This is a genomic window from Roseateles sp. (assembly GCF_052436255.1).
Taxonomy (GTDB): Bacteria; Pseudomonadota; Gammaproteobacteria; order Burkholderiales; family Burkholderiaceae_C; genus Pelomonas.
In genome coordinates this window covers 1-20280 of record NZ_JBQVNP010000019.1, presented here as the reverse complement: position 1 = coordinate 20280, position 20280 = coordinate 1, and the positions used below count along the sequence as shown (strand labels likewise).

Here is a 20280-nt window from a genome sequence, read left to right as displayed (position 1 = left end):
TTGGGGTGAGGAACAAAGAAAAGGGCCGCCGCAGCGGCCCCGGGGCGCGTCAGACGCCTTGCTTCAACGATTCGGTGATGAAGGGGTCGAGATCCCCGTCCAGCACCTTCTGAGTCGCCGAGGTCTCGTAATTGGTGCGCAGGTCCTTGATGCGGCTCTGGTCCAGCACATAGCTGCGGATCTGGTGGCCCCAGCCGACGTCGGTCTTGGTGTCTTCGAGCTTCTGCTGCTCTTCCTGGCGCTTGCGCATCTCGTGGTCGTACAGGCGCGAGCGCAGGCGCTTCCAGGCGACGTCGCGGTTGCTGTGCTGGCTGCGGCCGTCCTGGCATTGCACGACGATGCCGGTCGGGATGTGCGTCAGGCGCACCGCCGAGTCGGTCTTGTTGATGTGCTGGCCGCCGGCGCCCGAAGCGCGGAAGGTGTCGGTGCGCACATCGGCGGGGTTGATGTCGATCTCGATGCTGTCGTCCACCTCGGGGTAGACGAACAGCGACGCGAAGGACGTGTGCCGGCCGCCGCTGCTGTCGAAGGGGCTCTTGCGCACCAGCCGGTGCACGCCGGTTTCGGTGCGCAACAGACCGAAGGCGTACTCGCCCTCGACCTTGATGGTCGCGCTCTTGATGCCGGCCACGTCGCCGGGTGTTTCGTCCTCCAGCGTCGCCTTGAAGCCCTTGCGCTCGCAGTACTTCAGGTACTGGCGCAGCAGCATGCCGGCCCAGTCACAGGCCTCGGTGCCGCCCGCGCCGGCCTGGATGTCAACGAAACAATTGAGCGGGTCGGCCGGGTTGTTGAACATGCGGCGGAACTCGAGTTCTTCGATCTTGGCGCGCAGATTCGCGGCGTCGGCCTCGATGCCCAGCATGCCGGCCTCGTCGCCTTCATCGCGGCTCATCTCGAACAGCTCGACATTGTCCGCCAGCGAGCTGGTCAGCATCGTGATCGTCTCGACCACGGCCTCCAGCGTGCGCTTTTCCTTGCCCAGTTCCTGCGCGCGCTTGGGTTCGTCCCAGACCTTGGGGTTCTCCAGCGCGGCGTTGACTTCGTTCAGTCGCAGTGCCTTGCGGTCGAAGTCAAAGATACCCCCTTAGCGCGTCGGTGCGCGCTGAGAGGTCGGCCAGGGAATTGCCGATTTGGTTGATGTGTTCGATGTCCATGGGATCCAGTCCGTCTAGCCACGGCCGTGGGCCGTGCGCAACTGCGGAATTTTAGCGGGACGCCCTCTGTGGCCCGGCCGCCGACGTCCAGGACGATCCGCAAGGGTTATCGATAGTGGGGGCGACCCCCGGGAGGCGCTTGTCTGTCAGACCACCGTAAGCCGCTCTGCATCACAGTCCCGCTTGTTGAGGAGTGGTCATGTTGTTGCTAACGGTTTCCGTGAAGTTGATTGCCGAGATCGCCTTGATGGCCTTGCTCGGACGTTGGCTGCTGGGCCTGTTGGCCGGTCAGCGCCGTGACAGCAATTTTTTCTACCAGCTGTTGCAAATCCTCACCCGACCTTTTGAGCGGACCGTGCGCTGCATCAGCCCGCGGGTGGTGCTGGATCGACACATTCCGCTGGCCACCTTCATGCTGCTGATTGCGCTGTGGCTGGGCGCCACGCTGATGAAAATGAGCCTCTGCCTTGAATTGGGAGCCACCGCATGCCGCTGAGCGACACACTTTCCCTGCTGAGCGGACGTGCCCGGTTGCTTGGCGCGCTGCTGCTGGGGCGTTCGGCCGCCGCGGAGGCGGTCTGCGACCGCCTGCTGGCCCGCTGGCCCACCCATCCGCACCTGCTTGCCACGCGTGCGCATCTGCGCGCCCAGCGCGGCGCGGCCGAGGCAGCCGTGGCAGACCTCGAGGCTCTGGTGGCGTTGGCGCCCAGACGCAGCGCCGGTGACTGGTTCAACCTGGGCTTTCTGTTCGACCAGCTCGGGCGCCTTGAGCAGGCCGAGACGGCCTTCAATCAGGCCCTGAGCCTGGACCCCAAGCTTGACCGGGTCTGGTATGGCCTGGGCCTCACCCTGATTCGACAGCGTCGTCTGGACGAGGCGGTCACGGCGCTGAAGCGCAACACCGAACTGCAACCCATGAGCCCTTATGGCTGGTATCAGCTGGCCCGTGTGTACATGGATCGTCAGGAACCCGAGGAGGCGCGGCGCATCATCGCCCGCCTCAAGGGCTTTGAGCCCAAGGTCGCCGCGCAACTGGAGCGCGAGACCGGCCTGCTCGCTTGACGGGCGTCCCCGAGCAGCCTGCGCGCTGTTGGCGCAGGGGGATGTCATCGGTGCCCGTCCCGTCGCAAGCGGGGCGACCTTAAAACGCAGAGGAGACGACAGCAATGCAGTTAACCGAGAGACACCACCAGTACTGGCGAAAGAACCTGCGGCTCACCGCGGTTTTGCTGGCGATCTGGTTCGTGGTGACCTATGTCGTGGGGTTCTTCGCCCGCGAACTGGACTTCACCTTTTTTGGCTGGCCGTTCAGCTTCTGGGTGGCATCCCAGGGCGCCTTGGTCGTGTACTGCGTGATCATCTGGTATTACGCGCGCACCATGAATCGCCTCGATCAAGAACACGGCGTTGCCGAGGAGGAAGAGTGACATGGCTGGCGTAACTCCATCATCTGGCGGCGGCGGCATGTTTGCCGCTAGCTCCAATGCTGCTTTCAAGAAGCAGCTCAACAAGGTCTACACCTGGTACACGGGCGGTTTCTTCGCCTTCATCGTCGTGCTGGCCATCCTCGAACAGATGGGCTTGCCGCGTCAGTACATCGGCTTCATCTTCCTGATTGCCACCGTGCTGCTGTATGCGGGCATCGGCTTCATGAGCCGCACCTCGGATGCGTCCGAGTACTACGTGGCAGGCCGGCGCGTACCGGCGATCTACAACGGCATGGCCACGGGCGCCGACTGGATGTCGGCCGCCAGCTTCATCGGCATGGCCGGCACGCTCTACCTGACCGGCTACGGCGGCCTGGCCTTCATCATGGGCTGGACCGGCGGCTACTGCCTGGTGGCGCTGTTCCTGGCGCCCTACCTGCGCAAGTTCGGCCAGTTCACGATCCCCGACTTCCTGGGCGCGCGCTATGAGGGCAATCTGCCGCGCATCCTGGGCGTGGCGGCGGCCATTCTGTGTTCCTTCACCTATGTGGTGGCGCAGATCTACGGCGTCGGCCTGATCACGGCTCGTCTGTCGGGCCTGGCCTTCGAGATCGGGGTCTTTGTCGGCCTGGCCGGCATCCTGGTCTGCTCCTTCCTGGGCGGCATGCGCGCCGTCACCTGGACCCAGGTGGCGCAGTACATCATCCTGATCGTGGCCTACATGATTCCGGTGGTGTGGCTGTCGGTGAAGCAGACCAACATCCCGGTGCCGCAGGCCATCTACGGCTACCAGCTGCAGAAGGTCACCGAGGCCGAGAAGAAGATCACCGCCGACCCGAAGGAGCAGGAGGTCATCGCGATCTTCAAGGCGCGCGCGGCCGAGTTCGATGCCAAGCTCAAGGATGTGCCTGCGGCCATGGCTGCCGACAAGGCGGCGGCCGAGGCGAAACTGGCTGAGCTGAGGGCTGCCAATGCGGCGGCCCCTGAGGTCGAGGCAGCGGAGAAGGCCCTGGCCGGACTGCCTGCGAACGAGGCCGATGCCAAGAAGGCCTGGACGGCCGGCAAGACCGCCAACGAGGCGCGTGCCAAGCCACTGGCCGGCATGGTGCCGCATGCCCAGCAATTCGCTGGCGACCCCAAGGGTGACGAGAAGGCGCAAGCGACCTACGACACCTCGCGGCGCAACTTCCTGGCCTTGGTGTTCTGCCTGATGATTGGTACGGCCGCGCTGCCGCACATCCTGATGCGCTACTACACCACGCCTTCGGTCAAGGAGGCGCGTGAGTCGGTCACCTGGAGTCTGTTCTTCATCTTCCTGCTGTACTTCACCGCGCCGGCCCTGGCCGTGCTGGTCAAGTACGAGGTCTTCACCGTGCTGGTGGGCACGCCCTTCGATCAGTTGCCGGCCTGGATCAACAACTGGTCACGGGTCGATCCCAGCTTGCTGGCGGTGGCCGATGTGAACAAGGACGGCATCCTGCAGCTCGGCGAGATGAAGATCGGCGGCGACATCATCGTGCTGGCCACGCCGGAGATCGGCGGCCTGCCCTACGTGATCTCGGGCATGGTGGCAGCCGGCGGCCTGGCTGCGGCGCTGTCCACCGCTGACGGCCTGCTGCTGACCATCGCCAACGCGCTGAGCCACGACGTCTACTACAAGATGATCGACCCGAACGCCTCGACCGCCCGCCGCGTCACCATCTCCAAGATGCTGCTGCTGGTGGTGGCCCTGGCCGCGGCCTATGTGGCGGCGCAGAAGCCGGCGGACATCCTCTTCCTCGTGTCGGCGGCCTTCTCCTTCGCGGCGGCGGCCTTCTTCCCGGCCCTGGTGCTGGGGGTGTTCTGGAAGCGCGCCAACAAGTGGGGTGCGTCACTGGGCATCGCATCCGGCCTGGGCATCACCTTCTACTACATGGTGACGACCCAGCCCTGGCTGCGCGGCGTGTTCGGCGTGACCTCGCCGATCGAGCTGTGGTGGGGGATCCTGCCGATCTCGGCCGGCCTGTTCGGCGTGCCGCTGGGCTTCGCGGTGATCATCATCGTCAGCCTGCTGACGCCGCCACCCAAGAAGGAAACCCAGGAGCTGGTCGAGCATGTGCGCTACCCCGACCTGAAGCTGGGCCAGGCCTGATCCTTCCGGCCTGAAACCTGAGCAGGCCCCGCGGCTGACCGCGGGGCCTTTTTGTTTCCCGAGGAGGCCCGATGGACAACGCCGCCACCCCTTCGGCCAGCCTGGTGGCCCAGCTGGCCCAGGAGCTGGAGCGCCATGCGCCGTTCGCACAGATGCAGGCCGGCGAACTGCACGAGCTGCTCGTCGCTGCCGAGCTGGCCTACTTCGCGCCGGGAGAGCTGGTGCTCGGCCCCGAACAGGGCCCGGTGACGCATCTGCACCTGCTGCGCCAGGGCGAGGTCAGCGCCCAGCGCGGCCTGGCCGATACGGCGGGCGGTTTTCATTACGGGGTCGGCGAGATGTTTCCGGTCGGTGCGCTGCTCGGCCGCCGGCCGGTCACCGCCAGCTACCGCTCCCAGGACGACAGCTTCTGCCTGCTGATCCCGGCCGCCACGGTGCAGGCCGTGGCCGCGCGCAGCGCCGTCTTCGCCGATTTCCTGAACCGTCGTGTCGCCCAGTTCCTGGCGCTGTCGCGGCGCGCTCTGCAGGTCGCCTATGCCTCTCAGACCCTGGCCGAGCAGTCGCTCGAAACCCCGCTGGCCCGGCTGATCCGCGGCCGGCCGGTCAGCGTGGCGCCGGACACGCCCCTGCACGAGGCGCTGGCGCTGATGCAGGCGCGCCACATCGGCTCTCTGCTGGTGGCAGATGCCGCCGGGCGTGCGCTCGGCATCCTGACGCGCGGCGATCTGCTCGCTCGCATCGTGCTGCCGCGGCTCGCGCTGGAAACGCCCATCCAGGCCGTCATGAGCCAGCCCGTGCGGGCCCTGCAGAGCGGCGACACCGCCCAGGACGCCGCGCTGCTGATGTCGCGCCACAACCTGCGCCATGTGCCCGTGCTCGACGGCGAGCGCCTCGTGGGCATCGTCTCCGAGCGCGACCTGTTCGCGCTGCAGCGCCTCTCGCTCAAGCAGGTCAGCGGCGCCATCCACGCCGCGGAGTCGCTCGACACGCTGAAGCTGGTGGCCCAGGACATCCGCCGCTTCGCGCGCAATCTGCTGGCCCAGGGCGTGGCAGCGCGCCAGTTGACCGAGCTGGTCTCGCACCTCAACGATGTGCTGACCCAGCGCCTGCTGCAGCTGGTGGCGGCCGCGCGCGGCATCCGGCTGGACCAGGCCTGCTGGCTGGCCTTCGGCTCCGAGGGCCGCAGCGAGCAGACCCTGGCCACCGACCAGGACAACGGCCTGGTCTTCGTCAGCAGCCAGCCGCAGGCCGACCGGCCGCGCTGGATGGCTTTCGCACGCGAGGTCAACGAGGCCCTCGATGCCTGTGGCTACCCGCTGTGCAAGGGTGGCGTCATGGCATCCATGCCCGACTGCTGTCGCACGCCTCAGGAGTGGCTGCAGGCCTTCAACGAATGGCTGGAGCACGGTGCCCCCGAGGATCTGCTGCGGGCCAGCATCTATTTCGACTTCCGCCCGCTGGCCGGCGATGTCGAGCTGGCCCGGCCGATGCGCGAACTGATCGGGCGCCATGCGGCGACGCTGCCACGCTTTCTGCGCCAGCTCGGCGAGAACGCGCTGCGCAGCCGGCCGCCGTTGAACTGGCTGGGCGCGCTCGAGGGCCACAAGCGCGGCGGCGCCGAGGGCATCGACCTCAAGCTCCAGGGCACCGCCCTGTTCGTCGACGCGGCGCGGCTGTTCGCGTTGGCCCACGGCCTGTCGCAGACCGCCACGCGCGAACGTCTGGAGGCGGCGGCGCGGCTGATGCAGGTGCCGGCGGCCGAGAGCGAGGGGTGGGTGGGCGCCTTCGAGTTCCTGCAGATGCTGAGGCTGCGCGGCCAGATGGACGCCGACGGCCCCGCGGGCGCCAACCCGAACTGGCTGGTGCTCGACAGCCTCAACGATGTCGACCGCCTGATGCTCAAGGAGTGTTGCAAGGTCGCACGCCGTTTGCAGCAACGCATCGAGCTGGACTGGCTGCGATGAGGGCCCTGTCAGACTGGTGGGCGCGCCGCCGCGCGACGGCTGCCGAGTCGATGCGCTGGATCGTGCTCGATGTCGAAACCAGCGGCCTCGATGTCGAGCGCGACCGCCTGCTGGCCATCGCCGGCATAGCGCTCGACCTCTCGGCTGGCGCGCCGCGCATCCGCCTGGGCGACAGCTTCGAGCTGCTGCTGCGCCAGCCCCAGGGCCAGCAGACGCCGGACGAGGCCGAACGCGCCAATATCCTGCTGCACGGCATCGGCCTGGCCGCGCAGCGCGGCGGCATGCCGGCCGTCGCGGCACTGCAGGCCTTCGAGGCCTGGGTGGACGGCGCGCCGCTGCTGGCCTTCCATGCCCCCTTCGACCGCGCCATGATCCAGCGCGAGATGCGGACCCTGCTGGGCCGGCGCCTGCGCAATCGCTGGGCGGACATCGCGCCGGTGGCCGCGACACTGCATCCGCTGCCGGGCGGCGGGTCGTTGGACGACTGGATGGCCCGCTTTGGTATCCGCTGCGCCCAGCGCCACCGAGCCGCCGCCGATACCCTGGCGACGGCCGAGCTGCTGCTGCGCCTGTGGCCGGCCCTGCAGGCGCGCGGCGAGACCCGCTTCAATGACCTCGTGACCATCAGCCATGCGGGCCGCTGGCTGCCCCGCGGCTGATCAGGCCAGGAAGTCGCGCAGCAGCAGCGCCAGCGCCTCGGGCTGGTCGTGGTGCAGCATGTGGCCGGCGTCCTGCAGCACGGCGCGCGCAAGACCTGGCACCACGGCCAGGCGCGACTCGAATTCCTCACGCGGATAGCGGCTGCCCCAGAAGCGCGTCAGCTGGTCGTCGCTGCCTTCCACCCACAGCGTGGGCGCCGTGATGCGCTGCCAGCAGGCGAGCACTTCCGCCTTGCGGTAGAGCATCGGGTTGGCCAGCTTGTGGGCCGGGTCGGCATTGAGCTGGAAACCCTCTGGTGTTGCGCGCGACCAGTGCTGGGCCAGCCAGGCGGCCTTGTCGCCGGGCAGTCGGGGGTTGTTTTTCATCAGGCGCTCGGCCACGTCGGCCAGCGTCGCGTAGGGACGCAGCGACGGCGGGTTCTTGAGGTCGTCCAGCCACTTGGCCAGACGCTCCGGCGCCGCGGCGGGCGAGATGTCGGGCATGCCGAAGCCTTCGAGATTGACGAGGCGGCGTATGCGGTCTGGACGAACCCCGGCGTAACTCATCACCACATTGCCGCCCATGCTGTGGCCCACCAAGTCCACCGGCGCGTCGGGGCTCAGCGCATCGAGCAATGCGTCCAGGTCGCCGAGATAGTCGGGGAACCAGTAGCTGTCGGCGCCCGTCGTTTCGCTGAGCCCGAAGCCGCGCCAGTCCAGGGCAATCACCTCGCGGCCGCCTTGCAGCGCATCGACGACGAACTGGAAGGACGCACCGACATCCATCCAGCCGTGCACCATGACCAGCGGCGGCCGATCGGCCTGCGGGACACCCCAGCGCAGGATGTGATGGCGCAGGCCGCGCAGGTTCAGGAACTCGCTGCGGTGGATGCGATGGGGGGGATAGACATCGGGCATATCCGCACTGTAGGACAAGGTTGTCAGCTGACAATGGCGTCATGCCATCACGACCGACCCTGCGCGCCGCCGAGCCGCGCGACCTGCCCGCCATCGTCCAACTCATCTCGGAGCTGGCGGAGTTCGAGAACCTGACGCATCTGCTTGAAGTCACGCCCGCCAAGCTGGAGCCGCACCTGTTCGGCGACACGCCCGTGGCGGAGTGCACCTTGGGCGAGGTTGACGGCGAGGTCGTCGCCTTTGCGCTGTACTACACCAACTTCTCGACCTTCCTGGCCAAGCCCGGGCTGTATCTTGAGGACCTCTATGTGCGCCCAGCCCACCGCCGCAGCGGCCTCGGTCGGTCCCTGCTGGTGCACCTGGCCCAGCTGGCCTGCGAGCGCGGCTACGGCCGCTTCGACTGGACGGTGCTGAACTGGAACGAGGACGCCATCCGCTTCTACGAGAAGCTCGGCGCCGAGGTGATGCCCGACTGGCGCATCTGCCGGCTCACCGGCGAGGCGCTGGAGCGCTATGCCGATGGCGACCGGCCCAGCATGTGGTCGCCGTCCGCCTGGCTGGGCATTTGAGCCCCTGGCCCGCTGGCCCCGCTGGCCGCGCTGAATACCGGCCTCAGCCCCGCGGGGACGCGATGCGCGCGACATTGAGCCGCTCGCACATCGCCGGGCCGCCCGGCCTGGGAGCGGCCCGGCGCTCAGCCCAGACCCGGGCAATCCATGAGGGAGGCACGCGCCGCGCTGGCTAGCATTCGCCCCCTTGTCCCAACCCGGGGTGGCCCATGGTGGAAGACCATTACGCGCAGCTGCACGCCGCCTTCCGCTGGCAGGTGCCGGACGACTTCAACATCGCCGAGGCCTGCTGTGGCCGCTGGGCGCGTGACACGCCCAAGGCGGCCGCCATCCATTTCGACAGCGACAGCGGCTGCCGCGCGCAGTACAGCTATGCGCAACTGCAGCGCGCCGCCAACCGGCTGTCCAACGCGCTGCTGAACCAGGGCGTGCGGCGCGGCCACCGTGTCGCCATCATGTTGCCGCAGCGCTTCGAGACGGCTGTCGCCCATATCGCCATCCAGCAGATCGGCGCGGTGGCGATGCCGCTGTCGATGCTGTTCGGCGCCGAGGCGCTGGAGTACCGCCTGCAGGACAGCGGTGCGGTGCTCGCCATCGCCGCCTGCGAGGCCTTGCCGGCGTTGCGCGAGGTCAAGGCGCGCTGCCCGGCGCTGCGCCGCATCGTCGTGGTTGGCGAATGCCCGGCAGCAATCGACCCGCAGTGCGACGAGCTGCCGTGGATGCAAGCCCTGCAGGCCGAGGAGGCGCGCTTCAAGCCTGTCGCCACCCGCGCCGACGACGCTGCCATCCTGATCTACACCAGCGGCACCACCGGCAATCCCAAGGGCGCGCTGATCCCGCAGCGCGCGTTGATCGGCAACCTCAGCGGCTTTGTCGCCAGCCAGAACTGGTTCGGCTTCGATCCCTTCGACGCGGGCAAGCCCAGCGACGCCGTCTTCTGGAGCCCCGCCGACTGGGCCTGGACGGGCGGCCTGATGGATGCGCTGCTGCCGACGCTCTACTTCGGCCGGCCCATCGTGGCCTTCCAGGGCCGCTTCTCGCCGTCCAAGGCCTTCGAGCTGATGGCGACCTATGGCGTCACGCACGCCTTCCTGTTCCCGACGGCGCTCAAGGCCATGATGAAGGCGTATCCGCCGAAGGACGGGCGGCCGCAGCGACACAAGCTGCAGCTGCGCGCGCTGATGAGCGCGGGCGAGGCCGTAGGCGACGCCGTCTTCACGTGGTGCCGCGACGCCTTGGGCGTGCCGGTCAACGAGATGTTCGGCCAGACCGAGATGAACTATGTCGTCGGCAACTGCCAGGCGCTGTGGCCGGCCAAACCGGGCAGCATGGGCCGTGCCTACCCGGGGCATCGCGTGGCCGTCATCGATGACGACGGCCGCGAGTGCGCCCCCGGAGAAACGGGTGAGGTGGCCGTGCACGCACGTGATCGCCATGGCATGCCCGACCCGGTGTTCTTCCTCGGCTACTGGAATAGCGAGGCGGCGACGAAGGCGAAGTTCACCGGCGACCCTTTGAACAGTTGGTGCCGCACCGGCGACCTCGCCCGCATGGATGCCGACGGCACGCTCTGGTACGAGGGCCGCGCCGACGATGTCTTCAAGGCCGCCGGCTACCGCATCGGGCCCGGCGAGATCGAGAACTGCCTGCTCAAGCACCCGGCCGTCGCCAACGCGGCCGTGGTGCCCAAGCCGGATGCCGAGCGCGGGGCGCTGGTGAAAGCCTATGTGGTGCTTGCCGACGGACACAAGGGCGACGCAGCGCTGGTTGAGGCGCTGCAGGCGCACGTGAAGTCCCGTCTGGCGCCTTACGAGTATCCGAAGGAGATCGAATTCATCGACGCCCTGCCGATGACGACGACCGGCAAGGTACAGCGCCGCGTGCTGCGGCTGCGCGAGCAGCAGCGGGCGGCGGCGCCCGCCTGAGGCACTCGCATCCAGCGGGCTGGCCGGCCGCCCTTGCGCAGTCAGGCCACGCGGTTGCGCAGCCTCAGCAGGCTCAGCCCCAGCAACACGAACAGCCCGCCGGACACGCGGTTGAACAGGCGCACATGGCGCGCTTCGGTCAGGAAGCGCCGCAGGCGGCGGAACAACCCGACGTAGAAGGCATGCGACACCAGTGCCAGGGCGGTGAAGGTGGCCGTCAGCAGCAGGGTCTGCAAGACCAGCGATCCGCCCGCCGTCAGGAACTGCGGGAACAGCGCCGTGAAAAACAAGATGGCCTTGGGATTGGTGACGGCCACGCCGAGCCCCTGCAGGAAGAGCTTGCCGGCCGTGCGCTGGGGGTGGATGGCCGTGGCGGTGCTGTCCAGCGGCAGGGGAGCGCTGCGCCATTGCTTGATGCCGAGGTAGACCAGGTAGGCCGCCCCGACGACCTTGACGGCGAGGAAGGCCGAGGCCGATACCGCCAGCAGCGCCCCCATGCCGGCGGTGGCCGCGCCCGACGCGATGAAGAGGCCCGCTGCGTTGCCGAGCGAACTGAACGCCGTCTGCCGCGGACCCACGGCCACCGAGTTGGCGATGGCCAGCAGCACGCCGGGGCCCGGCGAGAAAGTGGCGAGCAATGCAACGCCGCAGAACAGCAACCAGGTCGAGAGCGGCATGGAAATGAGAGTCGGGCGAGAACGCGGCGAGTCTATGCGCCCACCGCTCACTTGCACTTGTAGGGCTTGCCGAACATCGGCACGGTGCGCGGCGCGACATTGCCATTGAAAGGGTCCGTGTCGGCGATGCGCGAGCGCAACACCTCCACGCAGGTGTCACCCCGGCGCAGCAGCGTGCGGTGGTCGCTGGTGCGCTCGGAGACCCATGGGCCGGTGGCCTCGGCCGCGTCGGCGATGCGGCTTTCGAGGGTGCGTTTGGCCGTGTTGCTGCGCGGGTCGTTCAGTGCCGGGTTGGTCAGCGATGACGACGACGCGGCGAAGCCCGGCGGCAGGGTCAGACGCAGCGCGGTACGCGGCGGCTCCGGGTGAGGCGCTTCTGCCGCGGGGGCTGTCGGCGCGGCCTGTACGGGAGTCTTCGGTTCGGCCTCGGTCGTGAACGCGGGCGGCGTGATGGCCGGCACTGCTGGGGCGGCGGCCCGCGGCGGCGGCAGGCGCGTCTGGGCGAGTGGTGGTGGTGCGGGCTTTGGCTGCACGATGCGGACCGTCGTCACGCGCCGCTCGCCGCGCTCGGCAAGAGGCGCCGGGCGATGCAGCCACAGCGCCGCCAGCAGCGCCAGATGCAGCCCGACGACCAGGCTGCGAGCAACCCAGCGGTGGTCCATGCGCTAGAACTTGATGCTCAGCTTGGTGGCGGCGGGGGGCAGCAACCGGGCGGTTTCGGGCCAGTTCTCCTGCCCCGTCAGCAACGTGCAGGGCCGGCTGGGGTCGCCCTTTTTCGTGGTTGGTTCGCGCTCGTTGGCCGCCGGCAGCGGCAGACCCATCAACTGGCCGTTCTCGCGCCACTCCAGCTCCCAGGTGGGGGTGTCGCTGCAGATGCGTACGCCTTGCATGCGCGGGAACAGCCAGCGCAGGTAGAAGGGCAACAGCTCTTCGCGCAGCGTGCGGGCGACGCGCATGATCCGGCGCACCGTGGCCAGGTCGAGTTGCTCGGGCTGCGTCGTCAGCTCCGGCGTGCCGCGCAAGGCGAGCTGGCCCTTGGGCACGTTGGTCGCGAGGTCTGCGGTCTTGGCCTCGGGCAGCGGCAGCAGCGGCAGTTTGAACGCGCCGTCGTCGGCGATCTTGATCGGGTAGTCGGCGTCGTCGCTGCGCACCACCATGCGGATGCCGGGCAGCGGCACCTTGGTGTTGCCCTTGTCGACGTGGAAGTCCATGCGGAACAGGCCCTCGCCGTGCTGTTTCAGCCGCGTCAGCACTTCATTGATGTGGCCATAGGGCATGGCGCCGGCGTCGCGCTTGAGCTCGGTAGTCACGGTGGGCAGCATGGCAGTGTCGGCGCGGGCGGCGGAGGCGGCCAAGACGGCGCACGTCAAGGATGTCAAGTAAAGGATGAGTAGGCGCATGGGCTCAGGTTTCGTCGGGGGGTTCGGGGCCGGGCTCCCAGGCGAGCAGGTCGCCGGGTTGGCATTGCATGACTTCACAGATACGCGACAAGGTGTCGAAGCGCACGCCGCGCACCTTGCCGCTTTTCAGCAGCGACAGGTTGGCCTCCGTGATGCCCACGCGCTCGGCCAGCTCGCGCGAACGCATCTTGCGGCGCGCGAGCATGACGTCGAGGGTGACGACGATGGGCATCAGACGAATTCAGCGTTCTCGTCTGCCACTCTGGCAGCTTCGTGCAGCACTTGGGCGAGGGCCAGCAGCAGCAGGCCGAAGAGCAGGACGAGGTAGTGGTCCGACGACAGGCTGAACGCGATCCGGCGCTCGCCATGGGGGTTGCCCAGGGTCAACGCCAGGATGGCGAAGGTGTGGCCCAGCGGCTGGGCCGCCGCCAGCGCGCACAGGCCCACGCCGAGGCGGCGCAAGTGCAAGGCCGGGCGCCGCGCCAGCAGCTCGCCGTGGGCGAAGCAGCCGAACAGCGACCACATCTGCCACAGCGCGAACACGCTGGCCGACGTCGGTAGCAGCGACGCCGCCAGCCCGCCCAGCCGCGCGCCGATGTCGAGCTGCATCCGGTCGAGGTTCCATGTGCGCGCGGCCACCTCGGCCACCCACATCGGGTCGGCCCAGAAGATGAAGGGCAGGGCGCCGATGACGACGACGCCGAACAGGCAGAGCAACCGCACGACCCAGGCCAGGCGGCGGATGCGGCGCAGGCCTTCGGCGGAGAATGAGTCGGGCATGGCGACGGCTGGTTTGAAAGAAGTTACTGTAAAACGATAATTACTTGCCGCGCAACAGAATCAATCCCAGCAGATGAGCAAGAAGAGCACGCATGTCAGCGAAACCCCTGCGACCCAGGCCCTGAAGCGCGCCGGCGTCGCGTTCACCGAGCATGTCTACGACTATGTCGAGCACGGCGGTACGGCTGAGTCATCCAGGCAGCTTGGCGTGGAGGAACATGCGGTCGTCAAGACCCTGGTCATGCAGGACGAGAAGGCCGAGCCGCTGATCGTGCTGATGCATGGTGACAAGACGGTCAGCCTGAAGGAGCTGGCGCGGCAGATCCCGTGCAAGAAGGTCGAACCCTGCAAGCCGGACGTGGCGCAACGCCACAGCGGCTACCAGGTCGGCGGCACCTCGCCCTTCGGTGTGCGCAAGTCGATGCCGGTGTTCGTCGAGGCCAGCATCCTGGCGCTGCCGAAGATCTGCATCAACGGCGGCCGGCGCGGCTACCTCGTCGGCATCGAGCCGCAGCTGTTGACACAGCTGCTGGGCGCGCGGCCGGTCAGCTGCGCCAACTGAACCCGGGGCGCAGGCACGCCTATTGCCGAGGAGCCCGCCCATGTGGAACACCATCCTGACGACCCTGCAGTCCGAGTTCTCCGACGCGCCCGATGCGGAACAGCTCACGCGCATCCTCACCCGGCTGTTGCTGGCGGCGCTGCTGGGTGGCGTGCTCGGCTATGAGCGCGAGAACAAGGGCAAGGCCGCGGGTATTCGCACCCACATGCTGGTGGCCATGGGCGCGGCGCTGTTCGTCCTGGTGCCGGAGCTGGACGGCATGGCTGTGGCCGACATGAGCCGCGTCATCCAGGGCATCGTCACCGGCATCGGCTTTCTTGGTGCGGGCGCGATCATCAAGCACCGCAGCGAGGAAGACGTGCATGGCCTGACGACGGCCGCCAACATCTGGATGACGGCCGCCATCGGCGTGGCCTGCGGACTGGGCCGCGAGGCGACCGCGCTGATCAGCACCCTGCTGGCGCTGACCGTGCTGGCGGTGTTGCCCCGCGTGGTGGGGCGCGACCGGCGCTGAGGCCACGCGGCCCCGTCCTACCGGCGGGGCGCGCGTCCCCTGATGGGCCGGGCAGCGGCCGCTGCCGACACTGGCCGCGATGTCGACACACAGCCGCACCATGACGGGCAAGGAGATGCTGGACCTGGCGTTCTCCCAGCTCCAGGAACTGCTGCCCGGCCGCTTGGCGCGCGGCCTGGCTTGGCTGCGCAGTCCCGGCGCGATCTGGGTACGCATCCCGGCGGGGTTGTTGTGCATTGCCGCCTCGGCCTTCTGGTTCATGCCCGTCATCGGCATCGAATGGTTGCCGATGGGCCTGCTGCTGCTGGCCCAGGACCTGCCCTTCCTGCGCAAACCGGTCGGGCGCCTGATCCTCTTCCTGATCAAGTGCTGGCACCGGCTGGTGGCCTGGTGGCGTGACCGGCGGCACTGACGGCCGGCGGCGCGCAACGACCGGTGGCTGCATGACAATGCCGCCCCATGCAAACCGTCCTCCCCTTGCTTGCAGCCCTTGCCGGCTATCTGATCGGCTCGCTGTCCTTCGCCGTCATCATCAGCCGGGCCATGGGCCTGTCGGACCCGCGCTCTTATGGCTCGGGCAACCCGGGCGCCACCAACGTGCTGCGCTCGGGCAACAAGGCCGCGGCCGTCCTGACGCTGATGTTCGACGCGCTCAAGGGCTACCTGCCCGTGCTGGCCGTGCTGATCTGGGGGCCGCGCTTCGGTCTGGGCGAGGGCACGGCCGCGCTGGTCGGGCTGGCCGCCTTCATCGGCCACCTGTGGCCTGTCTTCTTCAAGTTCAAGGGCGGCAAGGGCGTGGCCACGGCGGCCGGTGTCATCTTTGCCCTGAACCCGATCTTGGGAGTGGCAACGCTGGCGACCTGGCTCATCATTGCCTGGTTCAGCCGCTATTCGTCGCTGGCGGCCATCGTGTCGGCCGCCTTCGCGCCGATGTATCAGTTGCTCATTTGGGAAGCCGGCCCCACCGCGCTGGCCCTGATCATCATGGGTCTGCTGCTGGTCTGGCGCCACCAGGCCAACATCAAGAAGCTGATGGCGGGCACCGAGAGCAAGCTCGGGCAAAAGTCCGCCAAGGCTGCCGCGCCCGCACACAAACCCGCCAAACCCGCCAAGAACCGGAAGAAAGCATGACCGCCTCCACGCCCTTTTCCTCAACGGTCGAACGTTTCGACATCGGTGCCCGCCTGTCCGAGATGGCCGTCTACAACGGCGTCGCCTACCTTGCCGGCCAGGTGCCCGAGGACGCCAGTGCCGACATCACCGGCCAGACGGCCCAGGTGCTGGCCGCCATCGACAAGCTGCTGGCGCGCGCCGGCACCGACAAGAGCCGCATCCTGCGCGCGCAGATCTACCTGGCCGACCGCGCCGACTTCCCCGGCATGAACGCCGCCTGGGACGCCTGGGTCGCCACCGGCCACACGCCGCCGCGTGCCACCGTCATCGCCGGCCTCGCCAGGCCGGAGTGGAAGGTGGAGATCGTCGTCACGGCTGCCGTCTAAACACGCCTGGCACGCTGGCGCCAGAACTCGGTGTCGAACACCTGCTGCGCGCCGGTGCTCGCATTGATCAGCCAGAACTGGCTGCCATCGGCGCTGACGCGCGCCACCTCGCCGCTGAGCCGGCCCGCCGTCACGCGCCGTCCGACGGCATTGGCCGGAAAGCCCGACTCGCGCGCCAGCTCGATCAGGGGCTGGGCGGCGCGGTCGTCGGCGGCCAGCCGCAGTTTCTGAACCAGCGGCGCCAGGAATGGGCTCGCCGCATCGGCGGCTGACACGAACACCACCAGCTTGGCCTGGGCGCGGCTCAGCGCGACGTTGAGCAGGCGCTGCGCGGCCTCGCCATGCAGGAAGGGCTGGGCGCCATCGGCCGGGTCGAACAGCACGACCGGCGCCTCGCTGCCCTGGGCGCGGTGCACGGTGCTGACCCGCAACGATTCGGGCAGGCCCCGCGCACGCAGGGCTTGCCGGATCAGCGCCCGCTGGGCGCGGAACGGGGTCAGCACGATCAGCTCGTCAGGGCGCCAGGCGCTGCTGGCCAGGGCGTTGGCGATCAGTTCAGCGATGGCCTCGGCCGACTCGCGCCGCACCGGCCCGCGCTCCCGCGCCGACCAGCCGCCGTCGCGCCGGACGCGATGCAGGTGGACGTGTTCGGCGGGGCCGATGTCGCCCAGCGTGCGGCGCCGTGCGGCCTGCCAGTCCGCCGACGTGTCTGCAGCCACGCGCAGCACCCCGTCGTAGAACAGCTGGCTGACGAGGTCGCCAATCGGCGCCGCCATGCGTGACTGCTCGTCCAGCAACGCCACCGACGCCCCCAGGCGCGGCATCTCGGCAAACGCCGAGCGGCCCAGCCAGCGCCGCGCCAGCCGATCCTCGCTGCGCAGCACCGGCCAGAGCTGCTGCGGGTCACCCGCGAACAGGCGCGCACGGCCCAGCGGCATCAGCGCCAGCGCATGCGCGAGGCTGACCTGGCTGGCCTCGTCGAACACGACCAGGTCGAAGGGCGGCTCGTCGTCGGCCGTCAGCTCGCGCAGCGACTTCAGCGTGAAGGCGGCGCGCGTCGTCGTCATCGCGGCCAGACGGCAACGCCGGAGCACCTTCAGCGAGGCGCCGCGCAGCTCGTCGCGCAGCGCCGCCACGCGGTCGGCCCAGGCCTTCAGTGCGGTGGCGTCGCGTGCGGAAGGCCGCTGGCTTTCGGCCCGCGCCAGCCGCGCGATCAGGTCCGTGTCTTCGGTCGGGATCAGGTGCTCGCGCCCAGCATAGGCGGCAGCGTCGAAGCGAGTGCCCAGGCGCTGCACGAGCGGCCGGCAGTGCTCGCGCCGGCCCTTCTGCAAGGCCTTGTCGACGGCCAGCGTCGCCAGGTCCACCGCATGGTTGGTCGTCGACAGCAGCAGCACGCGGGCGTCGGGCCGCGTGTCCAGGTACTCGGCCAGCAGCACGCCGAGCGTCGTCGTCTTGCCGGTCCCCGGCGGCCCCCACAGGAAGGCGCTGCTGTGGCCGACGAGGGCGAGCGCCTCGCGCTGCGCCGCGCGCAGCCAGCGGAAGGGCGCGCCCGTCAGCGCCGGGCCCGTGTCGACGCGCTGCGGCAGGCCGAGGTCGGGCAGGCAGCCCAGCGCGCGCTCGGCCCAGGGCGTGTCCCACCAGGCGTCGGCCACGGCATTCAGGAAGCGCGTCGGATACAGGCGGATCAGCCCGCCGGGCGGCGGCGGCGCGCTGCTGGCGTTCTGCAACACGAGCTGGTCGTCCTCGGCGACGATGGCCAGCACGCTGGCGCCGCCTTTGCTCGGCGCGCCCCACCAGGCACTGGCACCGTCGAGGCTGTCATCCAGCAGCGCCTGCGCCGACGCCGCACCGGGCCGCTGGCCCTCGGCGAACACATAGCCGGGCTCCAGCGTCACGCGCCACAGCGCGCCGTCGCGCTCGATGCGCAAGACCTTGAAGTCGTAGTACTCGGGCGTGGCCGACAGCTCGGCGTTCAGCGCCGCGCGCACATCGGCAAGGCTCATGGCGGCGACAGGAGGGTTCGGGAGGGCGGGACTTTAGCGGCTCCGCTGACCATCCCCGCGGGCGCTGGACGCGCTGCGATGGGGTGTCAACCTCAACTCGACGCGCCGGCCAGTGGCCGGATCCGCCCAAGCGAGCCGGGCCGGTTCGCCCCAGCGCGTGACGACCTGCGGTTCGGCCAGCAGCCGCGCGGGCTCACCGAGCAGCAGGCGGACCTTGATGCGCGCATGGTCGCCGCCCTCGGCCGTCGTCACCAGTTCGACAGTCAGTGCCTGGCGCATGTCGGCAGGGGCTGGCCCGGATTCAACCCGCAAGCGCTCGCCGAGCGGCCCCAGTAGCCGCAGCCCGGCCGGCGCGGTGGCATTCGGGGTCTGATCAATGCCAACGTCGATCCAGATGAAGTTGGGTGGCAGCGCAAAGCGACGCGCCAGCAGTTCGATGGCGATGGCCTTGCCATTAGCCAGTCGGCCGTGGAAGCCGTGCGACGTGCCGTCCGCGATGACGTGACGCGGCTCGGCGAGCAGCGACTGGCACCGCGCATCGAGGAGCCGGCCCGAGAAGCCCCAACTGCCGTCGCCGAAGCGGGTGCCCGTCGTCTCGAAGCACCACAGCGGCCCGGTCGCATCGCTATGGACATGGCGCGACGTCGTGCCGCCGGGTGCGCGGCCCGGCATCAGCGTCATGGATTGCACCTGGCTTTCGAACGCCACGCCGGCCTCCCGACTTTGCAGCCGCCACACCAAGGTCGTCGGTGCAGGCTGGTCACCTGCGTCGGCCGGCAGGGTATCGGCATCGCGCATCGCGCCAAAGGCGGCGGCGGCCCAGGGTGTCGGCTGGGATGGTGGTGCAGCGGCCGCGGCCAGCGCGCCAGCCGTGGCGAGCGCCAGTGCCTGGAACACCATCAGTTTGGCAATCTGATTCACAGTGAGTTCTCCCCTCCCCGAGGCGCGGGCGCGTTCAGTGCAAAGCCTGACGTCCTTCCGCCTGCTGAGTGTCGCCCAGGCAGGCTGTCACGCTCCCGCCACATCGGCGCGTCAGCATCGTCGGTTCAGCCGCCATCGCGGCCGGGAGCCTTTGTGAGCCACATCGAAGACGACCTGGTGAAGCGCATTCACCGGGACCTGCAGGACGATTTCGACGAGGAGCTGGAGCTTGAGCTCGAGGACCGCGAGCCCGGCGCCGTGCCGAGCGACGCCGCGTCGGCCGAGCGCAAGCGCTATTTCCGCGAGCTGTTCCGGCTGCAGAGCGAGCTGGTCAAGCTGCAGGACTGGGTGGTGCACGGCGGCCACAAGGTCGTCATCCTGTTCGAGGGCCGCGACGCGGCGGGCAAGGGAGGTGTCATCAAGCGCATCACGCAGCGGCTGAACCCGCGCGTCTGCCGCGTGGCAGCGCTGCCGGCGCCCAACAACCGCGAGCGCACGCAGTGGTACTTCCAGCGCTATGTGTCGCACCTGCCGGCGGCCGGCGAGATCGTGCTGTTCGACCGCAGTTGGTACAACCGCGCCGGCGTCGAGCGGGTCATGGGCTTCTGTACCGACGAGCAGTACGAGGAGTTCTTCCGCTCCGCGCCGGAGTTCGAACGCATGCTGCAGCGCTCGGGCATCCAGCTCATCAAGTACTGGTTCTCGATCAGCGACGACGAACAGCGCGTGCGTTTCCTGGGCCGCATCCACGATCCGCTCAAGCAGTGGAAGCTGAGCCCCATGGACCTGGAGTCGCGCCGCCGCTGGGAGGAATACACCCGGGCCAAGGAGGTGATGCTGGAGCGCACCCACGCGCCTGAGTCGCCCTGGTGGGTCGTCAAGGCCGACGACAAGAAGCGTGCGCGGCTGAACTGCATCCACCACCTGCTGGGCCAGATGCCCTACCAGGAGGTGCCACATGCCGATATCGAGTTGCCCGCGCGCGAGCGCCGCGAGGACTACCTGCGCAACCCGGTGCCGGGCCACATCGTCGTGCCCGAGGTCTATTGAACGGCATCTAGCTGTAGTTTCTCAGGACGTTGTTCACCTCAAACCCCAGCCGTGAGGCGGGAGGTTTGTGGCCGGTGGCAGAGTGAGGGCGATGGAAGTTGTAGTGCTGCATCCAGGGCGCAAGCTCAGCGGCGCGGACGTCGGAGCT

The 20280-nt window shown here is 68.8% G+C and carries 24 protein-coding genes; 14 read left to right on the top strand and 10 right to left on the bottom strand.

From position 1 onward, the window contains the following. Positions 1–49: 49 nt before the first annotated feature. Positions 50–1154, bottom strand: a protein-coding gene (prfB, locus tag ACT6S0_RS06975; RefSeq protein WP_444763168.1) for a peptide chain release factor 2 whose coding sequence is annotated in 2 segments (ribosomal slippage) — positions 50–1072 and positions 1074–1154 — 1104 coding nt in all. Because the reading frame shifts where the segments join, the coding sequence is not laid out codon by codon here. A 199-nt stretch (positions 1155–1353) separates the two neighbouring features. Between prfB and ACT6S0_RS06970 the strand changes: the two genes are divergently transcribed. From ACT6S0_RS06970 to ACT6S0_RS06945, 6 genes are all read left to right on the top strand, one after another. Then, positions 1354–1650, top strand: coding sequence for a hypothetical protein (locus ACT6S0_RS06970; protein ID WP_444763167.1), 297 nt, complete (start codon positions 1354–1356; stop codon positions 1648–1650). Further along, positions 1641–2216, top strand: a complete 576-nt coding sequence (locus tag ACT6S0_RS06965) for a tetratricopeptide repeat protein (RefSeq protein ID WP_444763166.1) — start codon at positions 1641–1643, stop codon at positions 2214–2216. Before ACT6S0_RS06970 ends, ACT6S0_RS06965 begins: the two co-directional genes overlap by 10 nt. 104 nt (positions 2217–2320) lie before the next feature. Further along, positions 2321–2581: a DUF4212 domain-containing protein gene (locus ACT6S0_RS06960; protein WP_444763165.1), complete on the top strand. Its 261-nt coding sequence runs from the start codon at positions 2321–2323 to the stop codon at positions 2579–2581. 1 nt (position 2582) lies between these two features. Beyond that, positions 2583–4712: a sodium:solute symporter family protein gene (locus ACT6S0_RS06955; protein ID WP_444763164.1), complete on the top strand. Its 2130-nt coding sequence runs from the start codon at positions 2583–2585 to the stop codon at positions 4710–4712. A gap of 71 nt (positions 4713–4783) precedes the next feature. Further along, positions 4784–6676: a DUF294 nucleotidyltransferase-like domain-containing protein gene (locus ACT6S0_RS06950; protein WP_444763163.1), complete on the top strand. Its 1893-nt coding sequence runs from the start codon at positions 4784–4786 to the stop codon at positions 6674–6676. Beyond that, positions 6673–7335 (top strand): 3'-5' exonuclease, encoded by a 663-nt coding sequence (locus ACT6S0_RS06945; RefSeq protein ID WP_444763162.1) that lies wholly within the window; start codon positions 6673–6675, stop codon positions 7333–7335. The genes ACT6S0_RS06950 and ACT6S0_RS06945 overlap by 4 nt, the downstream gene beginning before the upstream one ends. Here ACT6S0_RS06945 and ACT6S0_RS06940 read toward each other — a convergent pair whose 3' ends face one another. Next, positions 7336–8250, bottom strand: coding sequence for an alpha/beta fold hydrolase (locus ACT6S0_RS06940; RefSeq protein ID WP_444763161.1), 915 nt, complete (start codon positions 8248–8250; stop codon positions 7336–7338). It lies immediately after the preceding gene. 23 nt (positions 8251–8273) lie between these two features. On the opposite strand from ACT6S0_RS06940, the gene ACT6S0_RS06935 reads away from it, so the two are divergent. Together ACT6S0_RS06935 and ACT6S0_RS06930 are read left to right on the top strand one after the other, a co-directional pair. After that, positions 8274–8801, top strand: a complete 528-nt coding sequence (locus tag ACT6S0_RS06935) for a GNAT family N-acetyltransferase (protein ID WP_444763160.1) — start codon at positions 8274–8276, stop codon at positions 8799–8801. 209 nt (positions 8802–9010) lie between these two features. Then, positions 9011–10726, top strand: a complete 1716-nt coding sequence (locus ACT6S0_RS06930; RefSeq protein WP_444763159.1) for an acyl-CoA synthetase — start codon at positions 9011–9013, stop codon at positions 10724–10726. 41 nt (positions 10727–10767) lie between these two features. Here ACT6S0_RS06930 and ACT6S0_RS06925 read toward each other — a convergent pair whose 3' ends face one another. From ACT6S0_RS06925 to ACT6S0_RS06905, 5 genes are all read right to left on the bottom strand, one after another. Then, entirely contained in the window at positions 10768–11403 is a 636-nt protein-coding gene (locus tag ACT6S0_RS06925) for a LysE family translocator (protein WP_444763158.1), read from the bottom strand. Between the two features lie 47 nt (positions 11404–11450). Then, the gene (locus tag ACT6S0_RS06920; protein WP_444763157.1) at positions 11451–12065 is read right to left on the bottom strand and encodes a hypothetical protein; all 615 of its coding nucleotides are present in this window, start codon (positions 12063–12065) and stop codon (positions 11451–11453) included. Positions 12066–12068: 3 nt separating this feature from the next. Further along, a complete protein-coding gene (locus ACT6S0_RS06915) occupies positions 12069–12725 on the bottom strand; it encodes a hypothetical protein (protein WP_444763156.1) in 657 nt (218 codons plus the stop codon). 82 nt (positions 12726–12807) lie between these two features. Continuing rightward, a complete protein-coding gene (locus ACT6S0_RS06910; RefSeq protein WP_444763155.1) occupies positions 12808–13035 on the bottom strand; it encodes a helix-turn-helix domain-containing protein in 228 nt (75 codons plus the stop codon). Continuing rightward, positions 13035–13583: a DUF2975 domain-containing protein gene (locus ACT6S0_RS06905; protein WP_444763154.1), complete on the bottom strand. Its 549-nt coding sequence runs from the start codon at positions 13581–13583 to the stop codon at positions 13035–13037. The genes ACT6S0_RS06910 and ACT6S0_RS06905 overlap by 1 nt, the downstream gene beginning before the upstream one ends. A 73-nt stretch (positions 13584–13656) precedes the next feature. Here ACT6S0_RS06905 and ybaK point away from each other — a divergent pair, with 73 nt between their 5' ends. The 5 genes from ybaK to ACT6S0_RS06880 all read left to right on the top strand — a co-directional run bounded on the left by ybaK (position 13657) and on the right by ACT6S0_RS06880 (position 16158). After that, the gene (gene ybaK, locus ACT6S0_RS06900) at positions 13657–14145 is read left to right on the top strand and encodes a Cys-tRNA(Pro) deacylase (protein ID WP_444763153.1); all 489 of its coding nucleotides are present in this window, start codon (positions 13657–13659) and stop codon (positions 14143–14145) included. A 40-nt stretch (positions 14146–14185) separates the two neighbouring features. Beyond that, positions 14186–14659 (top strand): MgtC/SapB family protein, encoded by a 474-nt coding sequence (locus ACT6S0_RS06895; protein ID WP_444763152.1) that lies wholly within the window; start codon positions 14186–14188, stop codon positions 14657–14659. Positions 14660–14738: 79 nt separating this feature from the next. Further along, a complete protein-coding gene (locus ACT6S0_RS06890) occupies positions 14739–15071 on the top strand; it encodes a hypothetical protein (RefSeq protein ID WP_444763151.1) in 333 nt (110 codons plus the stop codon). Between the two features lie 47 nt (positions 15072–15118). Then, a complete protein-coding gene (plsY, locus tag ACT6S0_RS06885) occupies positions 15119–15790 on the top strand; it encodes a glycerol-3-phosphate 1-O-acyltransferase PlsY (RefSeq protein ID WP_444763150.1) in 672 nt (223 codons plus the stop codon). Next, positions 15787–16158, top strand: a complete 372-nt coding sequence (locus tag ACT6S0_RS06880; RefSeq protein WP_444763149.1) for a RidA family protein — start codon at positions 15787–15789, stop codon at positions 16156–16158. The genes plsY and ACT6S0_RS06880 overlap by 4 nt, the downstream gene beginning before the upstream one ends. On the opposite strand, the gene ACT6S0_RS06875 is transcribed toward ACT6S0_RS06880, so the two are convergent. Continuing rightward, a complete protein-coding gene (locus ACT6S0_RS06875) occupies positions 16155–18161 on the bottom strand; it encodes a DEAD/DEAH box helicase (RefSeq protein ID WP_444763148.1) in 2007 nt (668 codons plus the stop codon). The two genes, ACT6S0_RS06880 and ACT6S0_RS06875, sit on opposite strands and share 4 nt — an antisense overlap. A gap of 33 nt (positions 18162–18194) precedes the next feature. Further along, complete coding sequence (locus tag ACT6S0_RS06870; protein ID WP_444763147.1) at positions 18195–19082, bottom strand: hypothetical protein; 888 nt, start codon at positions 19080–19082, stop codon at positions 18195–18197. Between the two features lie 153 nt (positions 19083–19235). Between ACT6S0_RS06870 and ppk2 the strand changes: the two genes are divergently transcribed. Next, positions 19236–20132 carry a polyphosphate kinase 2 gene (gene ppk2, locus ACT6S0_RS06865; RefSeq protein ID WP_444763146.1) on the top strand — a complete coding sequence of 299 codons (897 nt, stop codon included), beginning with the start codon at positions 19236–19238 and terminating at the stop codon, positions 20130–20132. A gap of 7 nt (positions 20133–20139) precedes the next feature. Here ppk2 and ACT6S0_RS06860 read toward each other — a convergent pair. Next, a partial coding sequence (locus ACT6S0_RS06860; protein WP_444763202.1) for an integrase core domain-containing protein occupies positions 20140–20280 on the bottom strand: 141 nt, incomplete at its 5' end.